The following is a 16,617-nucleotide window of genomic DNA, read 5'->3' as shown; positions in this document are numbered from 1 at the left end:
GGGGGCGATACCCATCATATTGGCCGCTCAAGATGGGTATCGCTATGCTCCACCCATCCTACGTTACTCAGCACACAGGACTTTGAACTTAAGGACTAGAAACATGACCACCTTGAATCAACAGGCTCTCGATTATCACGAGTTTCCCCGGCCGGGAAAAATTTCGGTCGAATCCTCCAAGCCCTGCGCCACAGCGCTGGATCTCTCCCTGGCATACACCCCTGGCGTGGCCGAGCCGGTGCGCGAAATTGCCAAAAATCCGGAAAACGCCTACCGCTACACCAACAAGGGCAACCTGGTCGCGGTAATCACCGACGGCACCGCCATTCTTGGCCTGGGCAATCTGGGGCCGCTGGCGAGCAAGCCGGTGATGGAAGGGAAGGGCGTCCTGTTCAAGCGCTTTGCCAATATCGACGTGTTCGATATCGAGGTCAACGCGCCCAGCATCGAGTCCTTCATCGAAACCGTGGTCAACATTTCGCCGACCTTCGGCGGCATCAACCTGGAGGATATCGCCGCACCGCACTGCTTCGTGATCGAGAAGGCGCTCAAGGAGCGTCTGGACATTCCGGTTTTTCACGACGACCAGCACGGCACCGCGGTAATCATCTGCGCAGGCCTGCTCAACGCGCTGGAAATACAGGGCAAGAAGCTGGAGGACGTGAAGCTGGTGTGTCTCGGCGCCGGCGCTGCCGGACTGGCAGGAATGCGCCTGTTGATTTCAATGGGCGCGAAAAAGGAAAACATGCTGCTGGTGGACAGCAAGGGCGTGATCCACACCGGACGCAACGACCTGAATGCCTACAAGCAGGAATTCGCCAGGGATACCCCATTGCGCACGCTGACGGATGCCATGAATGGCGCGGATGTGTTCATTGGCGTTTCCAGTTCCAACCTGGTCAGCCAGGAGATGATAAAAAGCATGGCGCCCCGACCGGTCGTGTTTGCCATGGCCAATCCCGATCCTGAAATCCTGCCTAGTGAAGCACATGCGGCGCGCGACGACCTGATTATGGCCACCGGGCGCTCCGATTTTCCCAACCAGGTCAACAACGTGCTGGGATTCCCGTTCATCTTCCGCGGTGCGCTGGACGCACGCGCCAAACAGATCACCGAGAAAATGCTGATCGCCGCCGTGAAAGCGCTGGCCGAGCTGGCGCGCGAGCCTGTGCCGGAAGAGGTGCTCAAGGCTTACAATGCCAAGGAAATGGCTTTCGGCAGGGAATACATCCTGCCCAAGCCGTTCGATCCCCGCTTGATCGACCGCATTCCGCAGGCAGTGGCCAACGCGGTCGAATAGGGACGAGCGATGGCAAACCGACGCCCCAAGTATCTTAATCTGTTCAAGATCAAGCTGCCCTTGCCGGGTGTCGTTTCCTTCCTGCACCGGGTCAGCGGAGCGCTGCTGTTTATCGCTATCCCCCTGTTTCTTGCCGTATTCCAGCTTACGCTAGGGTCCCCGGCAGACTTCGAGAAGGTGAGGCAGGGATTGGGAAGTCCGCTGGTCAAGCTGGTGTTGCTTGGCCTGTTGTGGGCCTATTCCCATCATTTTTTTGCCGGCTTGCGCTTCATCGCCATGGATATGGGCCTCGGCATGGAACTGGACAAGACCCGTCGGAACAGCTGGCTGGTCGTGGCTTTCAGCCTGACGCTGACCGCGATGATAGGGGGGTGGCTATTATGGTAGAGCGCATCGTCAGCGGAGCCCATTACGGCCTGCGCGACTGGTTGATGCAGCGCATCACGGGCGTCGTCATGGCGCTTTACTCGCTCTTTTTGGCGGCCTTCCTGCTGACCCATCAGCCGCTCCAGTTCGCTGAATGGAGCGGTCTGTTTCAAAACCAGTGGATGCGCCTTGCCAGCCTGCTGTTCCTGCTCAGCCTTTACCTCCACGCCTGGGTTGGGGTCAGGGACATCTTGATGGATTATGTGCACCACACCGTGCTCAGGTTGACAGCTGAGGCGCTGGTCATACTCTTGTTGGTCGGTTGTACCGCATGGTCGGTGCAGATTTTATGGAGTATCGGATAGTGGCCATCGCCAAACGTACTTTTGATGCATTGATCATGAGGCGGGGCGGTGTGAGCAGGAAGCAGGGGCCCCGCGAAGCGGGGATGCGCCCGTCCGCGAATCACCGCCTGCCGCCGATGTTCCACCATTTTTCCAGCGAGGAACAAGCGTGATTCAGAAGCGTACTTTTGATGCATTGATCATCGGCGGCGGCGGGGCGGGCCTGCGCGCGGCGCTGCAACTGTCCCACGCCAATCTCAAGGTGGCGGTAGTGTCCAAGGTATTCCCGACCCGCTCCCATACCGTTTCAGCCCAGGGCGGCATTGCCGCGTCCCTGGGCAACGTTAGCGAGGACAACTGGCACTGGCACATGTACGACACGGTGAAGGGCTCGGATTATCTGGGTGACCAGGATGCCATCGAATTCATGTGCCGACAGGCCAACGAGGCAGTGATAGAGCTGGAGCACTTCGGCATGCCGTTCGACCGCCTGCCGAATGGCAAAATCTACCAGCGCCCGTTCGGCGGAATGACGCAGGATTACGGCGGAGCGCCGGTGATGCGCACCTGTGCCGCTGCCGACCGCACCGGCCACGCCATGCTGCATACCTTGTACCAGCGCAATATCGCTGCAAAGACCCATTTTTTCGAAGAATATTTCGCAGTCGATCTGGTGACGGATGGTCACGGCTATGCCTTGGGTGCTGTGGCGCTCGAGATTGAATCGGGCGAGCCGATCTTTATCGAGGCGCGCGCAACGCTGCTGGCAACCGGGGGCGCCGGGCGCATTTTCAGCGCCACGACCAATGCCCTGATCAATACCGGCGACGGCCTCGGGATGGCGCTGCGCGCCGGCATTCCGCTCGAGGACATGGAATTCTGGCAGTTCCACCCGACGGGTATTGCCGGGGCCGGTGTGCTGGTGACGGAAGGGGTGCGCGGCGAGGGCGGCTATCTGGTCAACAAGAATGGTGAGCGTTTCATGGAGCGCTACGCGCCCAACGCCAAGGACCTTGCCAGCCGCGATGTAGTGTCCCGCGCCATGGCAGTGGAAATCCACGAAGGGCGCGGCTGCGGCAAGGACGGCGATTACGTCGAGCTGAAGCTCGACCATCTCGGGCCGGAGGTGATCCAGCAGCGCCTGCCGGGCATCCGCGATCTTTCCATCAAGTTCGCCCATGTCGACCCAATCGAGGCGCCGATCCCCGTGGTGCCTACGGTGCACTACATGATGGGCGGCATTCCCACCAATCTGCAGGGCCAGGTGGTGATGCCGACCAGTACTGCCCCGGAGGAGGCCGTGATCGGGCTTTACGCCATCGGCGAATGCGCCTGCGTTTCGGTACATGGCGCCAACCGTCTGGGCAGCAATTCACTGCTCGACCTGATCGTGTTCGGACGCGCCGCCGGCAACCACGTCATCGAGTTCCTGAAGGAAAACCCGTTCCCCAGGCACGTGCCGGATGGCGCCCTGGATCTGACCATGGCACGTCTGAGCCGCTGGGATGCCAAGCGCGACGGCATTACCGTGGACGAGTTGCGCGAACAGATGCGCAAGACCATGCAAAGGCATTGCGGCGTGTTCCGCAAGGAAGAGGTGCTGCAGGAGGGGGTCAGGGAAATGCTGGAAATTGCTGCGCGCCTGCCGGATGTGGCGCTACGCGATCACAGCAAGATCTACAATACCGGACGGATCGAAGCGCTGGAATTGGAAAACCTGATGGGGGTAGCGCTGGCGACGATGATTTCGGCAGCGGCGCGCCAGGAGAGCCGTGGCGCCCATGCACGCGACGACTACCCTCAGCGTGACGATAATAACTGGCTGAAGCATACGCTGTATTTCAGCGAAGGACACCGGCTGGATTACAAGCCGGTACGGCTGAAACCGTTGACGGTTGAGCCTTTCAAGCCGAAGGCGAGGGTGTATTGAGTAATGGGTGATGGGTAAACGGTGATGGATTTTTCCATCACTCATCACCCATTGCTCACTACCTGTCACCCATCACCAGGAGAAGTGAATGCGTTTCTCGATTTACCGCTATAACCCGGAAACCGATTCCAAACCTCACATGCAGGACTATGAGCTGGATATCGATGCCGGCAACATGATGCTGCTCGATGCCATCCTGCTGCTCAAGGCACAGGACGAAACCCTGAGCGTTCGCCGCTCCTGCCGCGAAGGGGTGTGCGGCTCGGACGCCATGAATATCAATGGACGCAACGGGCTCGCCTGCGTTACGCCGCTGTCCGAACTCAAGCAGCCGATCGAACTGCGTCCGTTGCCCGGCCTGCCGGTGGTTCGCGATCTGGTAGTGGATTTGAGCCAGTTTTACAAACAATACCGCTCGATCAAACCCTACCTCATCAACAACGAGCCGGAACCGGAAATCGAGCGTCTGCAATCACCCGAAGACAGGGAAAAGCTGGATGGTCTGTACGAGTGCATCCTGTGCGCATGCTGCTCCACTGCCTGCCCGTCGTTCTGGTGGAACCCGGATAAATTCGTCGGCCCGGCCGGATTGTTGCAGGCCTATCGATTTATCGCCGACACGCGCGACCAAGCTACCAACGAGCGCCTGGACAACCTGGAGGATCCCTACCGGTTGTTTCGCTGCCACAGTATTATGAATTGTGTGGATGTCTGCCCAAAGGGACTGAACCCGACCGGCGCGATAGGCAAGATCAAGGAAATGCTGGTCAAGAGAACTGTTTAAAACGGGTGATGGGTGATGAGGAATGGGTAATGGGAGGAATTGAGGAAGAGGGGGAAGCGTTTGCACTTCACCCATTACCCATTACCCATCACGGCGCAAGCCGTATCCGCTGGGACTGCCGGCGCGGCATGCTGGAACTCGACATTGTCCTGGCGCGATTTATGGATCAGAATTTCGAGCGGCTTACGCCGCAGGAAGTGGAAGCATTCAAGGATCTGCTGGCTTATTCCGACCCGGATTTATGGGGACTGATCCAGGACAGCGGAACCTGTGGGGATGATGAAATAAAAACGGTGCTGCAGTTACTGCGCGGAAGCTGATGCCGGCGTTGTTAGCGGTGTCTTTGAAACCCAATACTGTTTACGTAAAGGATGCATCATATGTAGGTTGGGTTAGGCGCGGCTTTTAGCGCCGTAACCCAACAAACCTAAAGCTTCCCTTTAAACATAGGCTTTGAATGTTTGGGTCTGTTGGGTTACGCGATAAGGCTGCTAACCCAACCTACATGGGACGGTTGCTTAAATGAACAGCATTGCCAAAACCAAACATTGATCGAAGGAAATACGAGTCATGAGCGAACGCAAGGCATATCTCAGAATCGACGGTGGCGCAGAAATCGAATTGCCGCTTCTTTCCGGCACCCTCGGCCCGGATGTAATCGATATCCGCAATCTGGGGAAACACGGGGTGTTCACCTACGACCCGGGATTCATGTCGACGGGCAGCTGCAGCTCGAAAATCACCTTCATCGACGGCGACGAAGGGATGCTGCTTTACCGTGGCTACCCCATCGAGCAATTGGCCGAGCACGCGGATTTCATCGAGGTCTGCCACCTGCTTTATTACGGCGAGCTGCCCACCAAGGAGCAGAAGCAGGAATTCGATTTCATCATCCGCCATCACACTATGGTGCACGACCAGGTGACCAGCTTCTTCAAGGGCTTCCGTCGCGATGCCCACCCTATGGCGGTGATGGTGGGAGTGGTGGGAGCGCTGTCCGCTTTTTACCGGGATTCCAGCGACGTGTCTGATCCTCATCAGCGCGAAATTTCCGCCCACCGCCTGCTCGCCAAGGTGCCGACTATCGCGGCCATGAGCTACAAATACAACACCGGGCAGCCCTTCGCTTATCCGAAAAATTCACTCTCCTACGCGGCGAACTTTCTGCATATGATGTTCTCCACGCCGTGCGAGGAATACGTGCCCAACCCGGTAGTGGTCAGGGCTATGGACCGGATTTTCACGCTACACGCCGATCACGAGCAAAATGCCTCGACCTCGACGGTGCGACTGGCAGGTTCCAGCGGCGCCAATCCTTTCGCCTGCATCGCCGCCGGTATCGCCTCGCTGTGGGGTCCAGCCCACGGCGGCGCCAACGAGGCGGTACTGAAGATGCTGGAGGAAATCGGCGACGTTTCCAATATCCCGAAGATTATCGAACACGCCAAGGACAAGAAAAATCTCTTCCGCCTGATGGGTTTCGGCCACCGGGTGTACAAGAATTTCGACCCGCGCGCCAACCTGATGCGCCAAACCTGCCACGAAGTGCTGAAGGAACTCGGCGCCCAAGACGACCGGCTGTTCCAGATCGCGCTCGAACTGGAGCGCATCGCCCTTGAGGACGAGTATTTCATTGCCAAGAAGCTCTACCCCAACGTGGACTTCTATTCCGGCATCGTGCTGCGCGCCATCGGCATCCCGACCAACATGTTTACCGCTATTTTTGCCATTTCCCGCACCATCGGCTGGAGCAGTCAATGGAACGAGATGATTTCAGACCCGGAACAGAAAATTGGTCGTCCGCGCCAGTTGTTCCTGGGGCCGAAGAAAAGGGATTTTGTGCCTATATCTCAGCGCGAATAACCGAATAACCGTGATGGGTGATGAGTGATGGATAAAAGCAAAAGCGGCCACGCCTTTGCTTTTACCCATCACTCATGACTCTTCACTCTTTGCCCGGTGCAGGTAAAACGCTCTGGAACCACACGGAGGAGACGAGAAGAATATGGGCGTAATGAAGGAGATGTTGGACAACTCGGCACTCTATGGCGGTAATGCGCCGTTCATCGAGGAGCTGTACGAGCTATACCTGAGCAATCCTGCCCTGGTCGGCGAGGAATGGCGGGAGTATTTCAACCGTCTGCAGAAAATGCCGGGGGCACTCGCCAAGGATGTGCCCCATTCCCCGGTGCTGCAATCCTTCGCCGAACGCGCCAAACAGCCTTGTGTTCCAGTGCAGGCAGCCGATGTCGATGCGCTGGTCAGGAAACAGATCGCGGTGCTGCAGCTGATCAACGCCTACCGTTTCCGCGGCGTACAGCTCGCCACCGTCGACCCGCTCAAGCGCCAGCAAATTCCTGACGTGGCGGAACTACTGCCGGAATCTTACGGCCTGACCGATGCCGACCTGTCAAAAGTCTTCAAATCCGGTTCCCTGGTGGCGCCCGAGCAGACTACCTTGCACGATATCCTGCACATTCTCAGGGAAACCTACTGCGGCAATATCGGCACCGAGTATATGCACATCCCCGATACCAGCCAGAAACGCTGGATTCAGGAGCGACTGGAAACAAACCGGGCACGGCCCCAATTTTCTCCCGACAGCAAGCGACGCATACTCGAATTGGTCACTGCTGCGGAAACCCTGGAAAAGTACCTGCACACCCGCTATGTCGGGCAGAAACGCTTTTCGCTGGAAGGCGGCGATAGCCTGATTCCGCTGCTGGATCACCTGATTCAGCGTTCCGGCAGCCAGGGCGTACAGGAAATGGTGATCGGAATGGCGCACCGCGGCAGGCTTAACGTGCTGGTCAACACCATCGGCAAGCTGCCGAGCGACCTGTTCCTGGAGTTCGAGGGCAAGCATGCCGCGCACAGCAAACTGGCTTCCGGCGACGTCAAATACCACCAGGGTTTCTCTACCGACGTCGCCACCCCGGGCGGGGCTATGCACCTGACTCTGGCATTCAACCCCTCGCACCTGGAGATCGTCAACCCGGTGGTAGAAGGCTCGGTGCGCGCGCGCCAGCAGCGCCGCCACGATCTCGTCGGTAACCAGGTGGTGCCGGTGCTGATCCACGGCGACGCCGCCTTTGCCGGTCAGGGCGTGGTGATGGAAACCCTCAACCTGTCGCAGACGCGCGGCTACGGCACCGGCGGCACGGTACACATCGTCATCAACAACCAGATCGGTTTTACCACTTCCGACCCGCGCGACACCCGTTCCACGCTGTATTGCACCGACGTGGCTAAGATGGTGGGCGCACCGATTTTCCATGTCAACGGAGATGATCCGGAAGCGGTGCTGCTGGTGACGGAAATTGCTCTCGACTATCGCATGGATTTCCACAAGGACGTGGTGATCGATCTGGTGTGCTACCGGCGCCTGGGCCACAACGAACAGGACGAGCCGCTGGTGACCCAGCCGCTGATGTACAAGAAGATCGCTCAGCATCCCGGTACGCGCAAACTCTACGCCGACAGGCTGGTGGCCGAGAGGGTGCTTGCGCCGCACGACCCGGAAGAAATGATCGCCGCCTACCGCCGGGATCTCGATGCTGGTGTTTCCGTGACCAGAACGGTGCTGACGAATTTCAGGAAAGCTTTCGCCACAGACTGGTCGCCTTTCAGGAAAGGCAAATGGGATGACCCGGCCGACACCTCGGTGCCGCTGGCCGACCTGCAGCGGCTGTCGGGTGTGCTGACAGCGGTTCCCGCCAACTTCAAGCTGCATTCGCGGGTGGAGAAGATCATCGCCGACCGCCGCCAGATGGGCGAGGGCAAGTTGCCGCTCGACTGGGGGATGGCGGAAAATCTGGCCTATGCCTCCTTGCTGGAAAACGGTTTCGCGGTGAGGATTTCCGGCCAGGATAGCGGGCGCGGGACGTTTTTTCACCGCCATGCCGTGCTCCACGACCAGAACCGGGAAAAATGGGATGCCGGGGTGTATGTCCCTCTCCAGAACGTGTCCGACAAGCAGCCGCGCTTCCTGGTGATCGATTCGGTGCTGTCTGAAGAGGCGGTGCTCGGGTTCGAGTACGGCTATGCATCGGCCGAGCCGAACGAACTGGTGATCTGGGAGGCGCAGTTCGGCGATTTCGCCAATGGCGCCCAGGTGGTGATCGACCAGTTCATCAGCGCCGGCGAGGCAAAATGGGGCCGGCTATGCGGCCTGGTGATGCTATTGCCGCACGGCTACGAGGGGCAGGGGCCGGAACACTCTTCGGCACGCCCGGAGCGCTACCTGCAATTGTGTGCCGAGGACAACATCCAGGTATGCGTGCCTACCACGCCAGCGCAAATTTTCCATTTGCTGCGCCGCCAGATGGTACGACCCTATCGAAAACCGTTGATCGTGATGAGCCCGAAGAGTTTGCTGCGCCACAAGGACGCAGTGTCATCGCTGGAAGATCTGGCGCGAGGGGAATTTCATCCGGTGATCGGCGAAGTGGACGTCACCGATCCGGACCAGGTCACCCGCGTCGTGGCGTGTAGCGGCAAGGTCTACTACGATTTGCTGGCGGCACGGCGCAAGCACAAGCTCAACCATATCGCCATTGTCCGCATCGAGCAGCTCTATCCTTTCCCGGCCGTACAATTCACGGCCGAGATGCAACGCTACAAGAAGGTTAAGGAGCTGGTGTGGGCACAGGAAGAACCGATGAATCAGGGTGCCTGGTATCAGACCCAGCATCATCTGCGCGAATGTCTGTCGGCCAGGCAGCAGCTTTTCTATGCCGGACGCCCCGCGTCCGCATCGCCGGCAGTGGGCTATGCTGCGAAGCATCAGGAGCAGCAACAGGCTTTGGTAGAAGCGGCTCTTAAGAAATATAAATAATAATTAACTCATTAAGTTATCGGAGACTATTAAGATGCTAGTTGAAGTTAAAATACCGGTTTTATCCGAATCCATCTCCGAGGCCACCCTGCTTTCCTGGCACAAGAAAGTCGGCGATGCCGTAGTGCGCGACGAGAACCTGATCGACGTTGAAACCGACAAGGTGGTGCTCGAATTGCCCGCGCCTCAGTCCGGCGTGTTGACGAAAATCATCAAGGGCGACGGACTATCCGTGACCAGTGACGAGGTGATCGCCGTGATCGACACCGAGGCCAAGGGGGCTGTAACAGTTGAATCGGCTCAGGTGCAACCGGAAAAGACGGTGACAAAGTCAGTCAGTGCCGCTCTGAGTCCGTCAGTGCGCAAACTGGTGGCCGAGCAGCACCTTAATCCAGCGGAAATCAGTGGCAGCGGCCAGGGTGGACGCATCACGAAAGAAGACGTGCTGGCCCATCTCGAAAAACCCTCCAGTCCAACGATGGTCACTGCGCTGGTGCCTCCCCCATCGGTGGCGCCTGCCATTCCTGCCGGCACCCGTCCGGAACAGCGCGTGCCGATGACCCGGTTGCGTGCCCGCGTTGCCGAGCGCCTGGTAGAGGCCCAGCAAACTGCCGCCATCCTCACCACCTTTAACGAAGCCAACATGCAGCCGGTGATGGAACTGCGCAGCCGCTACAAGGAAAAATTCGAGAAAGAGCACGGCGTCAAACTCGGTTTCATGTCCTTCTTCGTCAAGGCGGCGATCGCGGCGCTAAAGAAATACCCGATCGTCAACGCCTCGATAGACGACAGCGATATTGTCTACCATGGCTACTACGACATCGGTATCGCGGTGAGCAGCCCACGGGGTCTGGTGGTGCCGATTCTGCGCGACGCCGACCAGCTTTCCATCGCCGAGATCGAGAAGAAAATCGCCGATTTCGGCGTCCGCGCCAAAGACGGCAAGCTGACCATCGAGGAGCTCACCGGCGGCACCTTCACCATCTCCAACGGCGGCGTATTCGGTTCGATGCTGTCGACGCCGATCCTGAATCCGCCGCAATCGGCCATTCTCGGCATGCACAAGACCACTGATCGTCCCGTGGTGGAAAACGGCCAGATCGTCATCCGTCCGATGATGTATTTGGCGCTGTCTTACGACCATCGCATCATCGACGGCCGTGAAGCGGTGCTGTCGCTGGTGGCGATCAAGGAAGCGCTGGAAGATCCGGCGCGCATGCTGCTGCAGATTTAAAAAAACCGCTTTTATCCACAGATGAACACGGATTTACACAGATAAAACAATGTGTTTTGATAATCTGTGTACATCTGTGTTAATCCGTGGCTAAGGTCTTTCCATCTGTATGTTTTAACCTTGAACGAGGGAAGGAAAATCATGTCCGTAACCTATGATGTGGCGGTAATCGGTGCCGGTCCGGCCGGCTATGTCTCGGCAATCCGCTGCGCCCAGCTCGGGCTGAATACGGTGTGCATCGACGACTGGAAAAACCAGGATGGCAAGGCCAGCCTGGGCGGAACCTGCCTCAACGTCGGCTGCATTCCCTCCAAAGTGCTGCTCGAATCCTCGGAGAACTACGAGCGCATCCGGGACAACTTCCCCGCTCACGGCATTACGGTCGAGGGGCTGAAGCTGGATGTCGGCACCATGCAGGCGCGCAAGGAAAAGATCGTGCGTACCCTGACCGACGGTATTTCGGCGCTATTCAGGAAGAACAAGGTGGCCATCATCCATGGCCGGGCCAGCTTTACTGGCAGCAGTGCACGATGGAAACTCGAAGTGGTGCAGCATGACGGAAAGACGGAATCGGTCGAGGCCAGACACGTGATCATCGCCACCGGCTCCACCCCGCGTCAACTGCCGCAGGTGCCGGTGGACAACAAGCGGGTGGTAGACAATGTCGGTGCGCTCGACTTCAAGGAAGTGCCGAAGCGGCTCGGCATCATCGGCGCCGGTGTCATCGGCCTTGAACTGGGCAGCGTATGGCGCCGGCTCGGTTCGAATGTCACCCTGTTCCAGACAAAAGATGCCTTCCTATCCAGCGTGGATGACCAGCTCGCAGCCGAGGCGCTGCGCATCTTTACTCGGCAAGGGCTGGTGATCCATCGCGGCGTCAAGTTTTCCTCGATCAAGGTGAGCAGTAAAAACGTCGCTGTCGAATTCGAAAACAAGGAAGGCACGCAGAAGCAGTTGTTCGACAAGCTGATTGTGGCGATCGGACGCGCCCCCAACACTGCCGGCCTGGATGCCGGCAAGGTCGGGCTCAAGCTCGATGAACAGGGATATATCGACGTGGACGAGCATTGCCACACCAACTTGCAGAACATCTACGCCATTGGCGACGTAGTGCGCGGGCCCATGCTGGCGCACAAGGGTTCGGAAGAAGGCGTCGCAGTCGCCGAGCTGATCGCCGGTCAGGCCGGGCACGTCAATTACGCAACTATCCCCTGGGTAATCTATACCTCGCCGGAAATCGCCTGGGTAGGGCAGACCGAGCAGGCGCTCAAAGTCGCCGGAGTGGAATACTGCAAGGGAACCTTCCCGTTCAGTGCCAATGGCCGCGCCCATGCCTTGCAGGAAACGACCGGGCTGGTCAAGGTTCTGGCCGATGCCCAAACCGACCGCATCCTCGGCGTGCACATCATCGGCCCGTGCGCCTCCGAATTGATCCAGGAAGCGGTGGTGGCGATGGAATTCGCGGCGAGCAGCGAGGACATCGCCCGCATCGTGCATGCCCATCCCTCTCTTTCGGAGTCCTTGCATGAGGCGGCACTGGGTGTGACCAAGCGGTCGATTCATATTTAATGCTGGCGGCGTGTTGAACATGAACCTGGCGGAATGCGTCCACCAGCGGGCCCGCCAGCACGGCATTGTGCTGGATGAGGCGCAACAGCACGCGGTGGACCGTCTGCAGCGTCTTTACGATTCCTTGCTGGAAAACAAAGCGCGCAAGAGTCGGTTTCTGCACAAATTGTTCGGCAAAAAACAACATCCTGTTCGCGGATTGTACTTGTGGGGCGGGGTCGGCCGCGGGAAAAGCTTTCTGATGGATGCCTTTTTCTCCAGCGTGCCGTTCGAGCATAAAAAGCGGGTGCATTTTCATCGCTTCATGCAGGATGTTCACGCCGAGCTCGACACCATCAAGCATCACGCCGACCCGCTGGTGATCGTGGCGCAGCGCATTGCGCAGCAGGCGCGCCTGATCTGCTTCGATGAATTCCACATCAGCGATATCGCCGATGCCATGCTGCTGGGGCGGCTGCTGCGCGAATTACTGCAACAGGGTGTGGTACTGGTCGCCACCTCGAACCATAAACCGGATGAACTGTACATGCACGGCCTGCAGCGCAGTCGCTTTCTGCCAGCCATCGCCCTGCTCAAGGAACGACTGGATGTGGTTGAAATCGACGCCGGCATCGACTACCGGCTGCGCATGCTGGAAAGGGTCAGGGTCTACCACCGCCCCCTCGATGAAGCGGCTGAAGCCAGTCTGGCTGCCGCTTTTTCCAGCCTTGCCGGCGAAGAAGTGGCAAGCCCTATTTCTCTGGGGGTCGAGGGTCGCCGGATAGCCACAACACGCACAGCGCCCGGCGTGGTTTGGTTCGAGTTTCAGACCATCTGCGGTGCACCGCGGGGGCAGGCGGACTATATTGAAATTGCCCGGCGCTTCCATACCGTGCTGATTTCCGGCATTCCGAAAATGGCGCCTGAACAGGCGGCGGAAGCCCGGCGCTTTACCTGGCTGGTGGATGAATTCTACGACCGGCGGGTGAAGCTGATCGTGTCGGCGCAGGTGCCGCCGCAGGAGCTGTATATGGGCGGCCCCCATGCCGATGAATTCGATCGCACCATAAGCCGGTTAACGGAAATGCAGACGCGCCAGTACCTGGCCCAACCGCATTTGCCTTGAGGGAGGAACATGCACCGATTTAATGCTTACCGTATTTTCGAAAATGAGGGTCAGGTGTCGGCCCGGTTGGTCGAGCTCGGGATCGACGATCTCGATCCGGGCGAGGTGCTGATCAGGAACAGCCATTCCAGCGTCAATTACAAGGATGCCCTTGCCGCCACCGGTACGGGCAGGGTTGTCCGTCGTTTTCCCGTCATCGGCGGGGTCGACGTGGCGGGAACGGTAGTCACCTCCGGCGATACGCGTTTCCAGGAAGGCGAAGCGGTACTGGTCACCGGGTACGGCATGGGGGTAGAGCATGACGGCGGCTATGCCGAATATTCCCGCGTACCTGCCGACTGGGTGGTGGCTCTGCCGCAGGGAATGAGCACTGCCGACGCGATGGCGATCGGCACGGCGGGTTTCACCGCCGCGCTGGCGATCATGCGCATGGAGCAGAACGGCCTCAAGCCGGCCAACGGCCCCGTGGCGGTGACCGGTGCTTCGGGAGGGGTGGGCAGCGTGGCCGTGGATTTGCTTGCCGGACTGGGATACGAAGTGACCGCCATCAGCGGCAAGGACGATCAGCACGAATATTTGCGCCATTTGGGCGCATCCCAGGTGTTGTCACGCCATACCCTGGAAATGGGCAGAAAGCCTCTGGAAAAGACCATCTGGGCGGGTGCGGTTGATCCGGTTGGGGGCGAGACGCTTGCCTGGCTCACCCGCACCATGAAACAGGGTGGGACGATTGCCAGCTGCGGCCTGACGGCCGGGGTCGAATTGCACACCACGGTGATGCCCTTCATCCTGCGCGGCGTCAGTTTGCTCGGCATCGATTCGGTGCAGTGCCCGATGGAGTTGCGGCGCAGAGTCTGGGAGCGGCTGGCCAGCGACATGCGGCCGCGCCATCTCAAGGAAATGACGCGCACCATCCATTTCGAACAGTTGCCCGAAATCTTCGACGCATTATTGAAGGGCACTGTAAAGGGCAGGGTGGTGGTTGAAATATAAAACCTGAAAATGGCATTTCACCGCAAAGGGCGCAAAGGTTCGCTAAGGAAACCAATGGGTTAATGAACTATAATGCATCACCCATCTGACAAATAGATTAGTTGTTTAAGCCTTTGACTTCCTTCGCGTCCATTGCGTCCTTTGCGGTTCAACTGCTTTTTGTCGAAATATGAGGTGGAAAAATGGGCAAGTACCAGGACTTTTACCGGAGATCGATCGACGAGCCGGATGAATTCTGGGCCGAGCAGGCCAGGCTGATCGACTGGCACAAGCCGTTTGACCAAGTGCTGGACTACAGCCGGCCGCCCTTCACCCGATGGTTCGTCGGCGGTCTCACCAATCTGTGCCATAACGCCGTGGACCGCCACCTGAAAGACCGCCCGGAGCAGAAGGCGCTGGTTTATATCTCCACCGAAACCGGTCAGCAGCAGGCCTACACCTACCGCGAACTGCATGCCGAAACCAACCGTTTTGCCGCAGTGTTGCGCGCGCAGGGCGTGGAGAAGGGGGACCGCGTCATCATCTACATGCCGATGATCCCTGAAGCGGTTTTTGCCATGCTTGCCTGTGCGCGGCTGGGGGCCATCCATTCCGTAGTGTTCGGCGGCTTTGCCTCGGCCAGTCTGGCGACCCGCATCGACGATGCCCAACCCCGGCTGATGGTGACCGCCGATGCCGGCATGCGCGGCGGCAAGATCATTCCTTACAAGCACTTGGTGGATGAGGCGCTTCGACTGTCCAGCCATCCTCCGCAGAAGCTGGTGATTGTCAACCGTGGTCTCGACAAGACAATGGCGATCACTGCCGGCCGCGATCTGGATTATGCCAGCCTGCGCGAGCAGCATATGGATGACCGGATCGATCCGGTGTGGCTGGAGTCGTCCGAGCCCAGTTATATCCTCTACACGTCCGGTACCACCGGCAAACCCAAGGGCGTGCAGCGCGACACCGGCGGATACGCGGTGGCCCTGGCAGCTTCCATGCGCCACATCTACGCCGGGCAGCCGGGCGAAACCCTGTTTACCACCAGCGACATCGGCTGGGTGGTGGGGCATTCCTACATCGTCTACGGCCCGCTGATCAACGGCATGACTACCATCCTGTACGAGGGTCTGCCGATCCGGCCCGATCCGGCAATCTGGTGGAAGATCGTGGAGGAGAATAAGGTCAGCGTGATGTTTTCATCGCCCACCGCAATTCGCGTGCTGAAAAAACAGCCGCCCGAATTCCTGCAAAAACATGACGTCTCTTCGCTGCGCAACCTGTATCTTGCCGGTGAACCGCTGGACGAGCCGACTGCGCGCTGGATCGCCGACGCGCTCAAGGTGAATATCATCGACAACTACTGGCAGACCGAGACCGGTTGGCCGATCCTGTCCAGCGTGCCAGGGATAGAGGACACGGTACGCAAGTTCGGTTCGCCCAGCTTCCAGGTGTATGGCTTTAATCTGAAGCTGCTGCACGAGAGCACCGGTCAGGAAGTGGGTGTCAACGAGAAGGGCGTGCTGGTAGCAGTGCCCCCGCTGCCACCGGGTTGTTTGTCCACGGTATGGGGCGACGACGCGCGCTTCGTCAACACCTATTTCTCGAATTTCGAGACCGAACAGGTCTACTCCACCTTCGACTGGGCGACCCGTGACGAGGATGGCTACTATTTCATTCTTGGCCGCACCGACGATGTCATCAATGTCGCCGGACATCGCCTGGGCACGCGCGAGATCGAGGAGGCCATTCAGGCCCATCCCAACATCGCCGAAGTGGCGGTGGTTGGCGTTCACGACGAGGTGAAGGGGCAGGCGGTCATGGCTTTCGCGGTGGTCAAGGATGCGGGCCGCACCTCAACTCCGGAAAGTACTGCTCAGATGGAAAAGGAAGTGATGGCGACGGTAGACAAGGAGCTAGGCGCCATCGCCCGTCCAGCCAAGGTGCATTTCGTTGCCGCTTTGCCGAAAACCCGCTCCGGCAAGCTTCTGCGCCGCAGCATGCAAGCGCTGGCGGAAGGGCGCGAACCTGGAGATCTGACCACGCTGGACGATCCGGCCTCTCTTGAACTGATACGAAATGCCATAGCACAGTGGCGGAAAGACTGACTGTTTGGTGCTCAACGTTTGTATTGTTGGGCGTTATTCCGTAACCTAGATCCAGTCAGAATAAA

The 16,617-nt window shown here is 58.7% G+C and carries 13 protein-coding genes; all 13 read left to right on the top strand.

The genetic code is table 11. The features are described 5' to 3' along the window. Positions 1–103 precede the first annotated feature (103 nt). Entirely contained in the window at positions 104–1,300 is a 1,197-nt protein-coding gene (locus tag VMV64_RS10280; protein ID WP_325329935.1) for a malic enzyme-like NAD(P)-binding protein, read from the top strand. A 9-nt stretch (positions 1,301–1,309) separates the two neighbouring features. After that, positions 1,310–1,687, top strand: coding sequence for a succinate dehydrogenase, cytochrome b556 subunit (gene sdhC / locus VMV64_RS10275; protein ID WP_325329933.1), 378 nt, complete (start codon positions 1,310–1,312; stop codon positions 1,685–1,687). Next, positions 1,681–2,031 (top strand): succinate dehydrogenase, hydrophobic membrane anchor protein, encoded by a 351-nt coding sequence (sdhD, locus tag VMV64_RS10270; RefSeq protein WP_325329988.1) that lies wholly within the window; start codon positions 1,681–1,683, stop codon positions 2,029–2,031. The genes sdhC and sdhD overlap by 7 nt, the downstream gene beginning before the upstream one ends. Positions 2,032–2,182: 151 nt before the next feature. Then, positions 2,183–3,940 (top strand): succinate dehydrogenase flavoprotein subunit, encoded by a 1,758-nt coding sequence (gene sdhA, locus VMV64_RS10265; RefSeq protein WP_325329986.1) that lies wholly within the window; start codon positions 2,183–2,185, stop codon positions 3,938–3,940. 88 nt (positions 3,941–4,028) lie between these two features. Continuing rightward, on the top strand, positions 4,029–4,724 hold the full coding sequence (locus tag VMV64_RS10260) for a succinate dehydrogenase iron-sulfur subunit (RefSeq protein ID WP_325329931.1): 696 nt from the start codon (positions 4,029–4,031) through the stop codon (positions 4,722–4,724). 29 nt (positions 4,725–4,753) lie between these two features. Continuing rightward, positions 4,754–5,044 carry a succinate dehydrogenase assembly factor 2 gene (locus VMV64_RS10255; protein WP_325329929.1) on the top strand — a complete coding sequence of 97 codons (291 nt, stop codon included), beginning with the start codon at positions 4,754–4,756 and terminating at the stop codon, positions 5,042–5,044. 250 nt (positions 5,045–5,294) lie between these two features. Continuing rightward, positions 5,295–6,587, top strand: a complete 1,293-nt coding sequence (gene gltA, locus VMV64_RS10250; protein WP_325329927.1) for a citrate synthase — start codon at positions 5,295–5,297, stop codon at positions 6,585–6,587. A 151-nt stretch (positions 6,588–6,738) separates the two neighbouring features. Beyond that, complete coding sequence (locus VMV64_RS10245) at positions 6,739–9,561, top strand: 2-oxoglutarate dehydrogenase E1 component (RefSeq protein ID WP_325329985.1); 2,823 nt, start codon at positions 6,739–6,741, stop codon at positions 9,559–9,561. A 34-nt stretch (positions 9,562–9,595) separates the two neighbouring features. Beyond that, entirely contained in the window at positions 9,596–10,795 is a 1,200-nt protein-coding gene (gene odhB / locus VMV64_RS10240) for a 2-oxoglutarate dehydrogenase complex dihydrolipoyllysine-residue succinyltransferase (protein WP_325329925.1), read from the top strand. A gap of 141 nt (positions 10,796–10,936) precedes the next feature. Beyond that, entirely contained in the window at positions 10,937–12,364 is a 1,428-nt protein-coding gene (lpdA, locus tag VMV64_RS10235; RefSeq protein ID WP_325329922.1) for a dihydrolipoyl dehydrogenase, read from the top strand. Positions 12,365–12,383: 19 nt separating this feature from the next. Further along, positions 12,384–13,469, top strand: a complete 1,086-nt coding sequence (gene zapE, locus VMV64_RS10230) for a cell division protein ZapE (protein WP_325329920.1) — start codon at positions 12,384–12,386, stop codon at positions 13,467–13,469. Positions 13,470–13,478: 9 nt separating this feature from the next. Beyond that, a complete protein-coding gene (locus VMV64_RS10225; protein WP_325329918.1) occupies positions 13,479–14,462 on the top strand; it encodes an oxidoreductase in 984 nt (327 codons plus the stop codon). Between the two features lie 182 nt (positions 14,463–14,644). Beyond that, on the top strand, positions 14,645–16,552 hold the full coding sequence (locus VMV64_RS10220; protein ID WP_325329916.1) for a propionate--CoA ligase: 1,908 nt from the start codon (positions 14,645–14,647) through the stop codon (positions 16,550–16,552). Positions 16,553–16,617: the final 65 nt, after the last annotated feature.

Source organism: Sulfuricella sp. (assembly GCF_035531155.1).
Taxonomy (GTDB): domain Bacteria; phylum Pseudomonadota; class Gammaproteobacteria; order Burkholderiales; family Sulfuricellaceae; genus Sulfuricella.
This window is presented reverse-complemented; position numbering and strand designations above follow the sequence as displayed.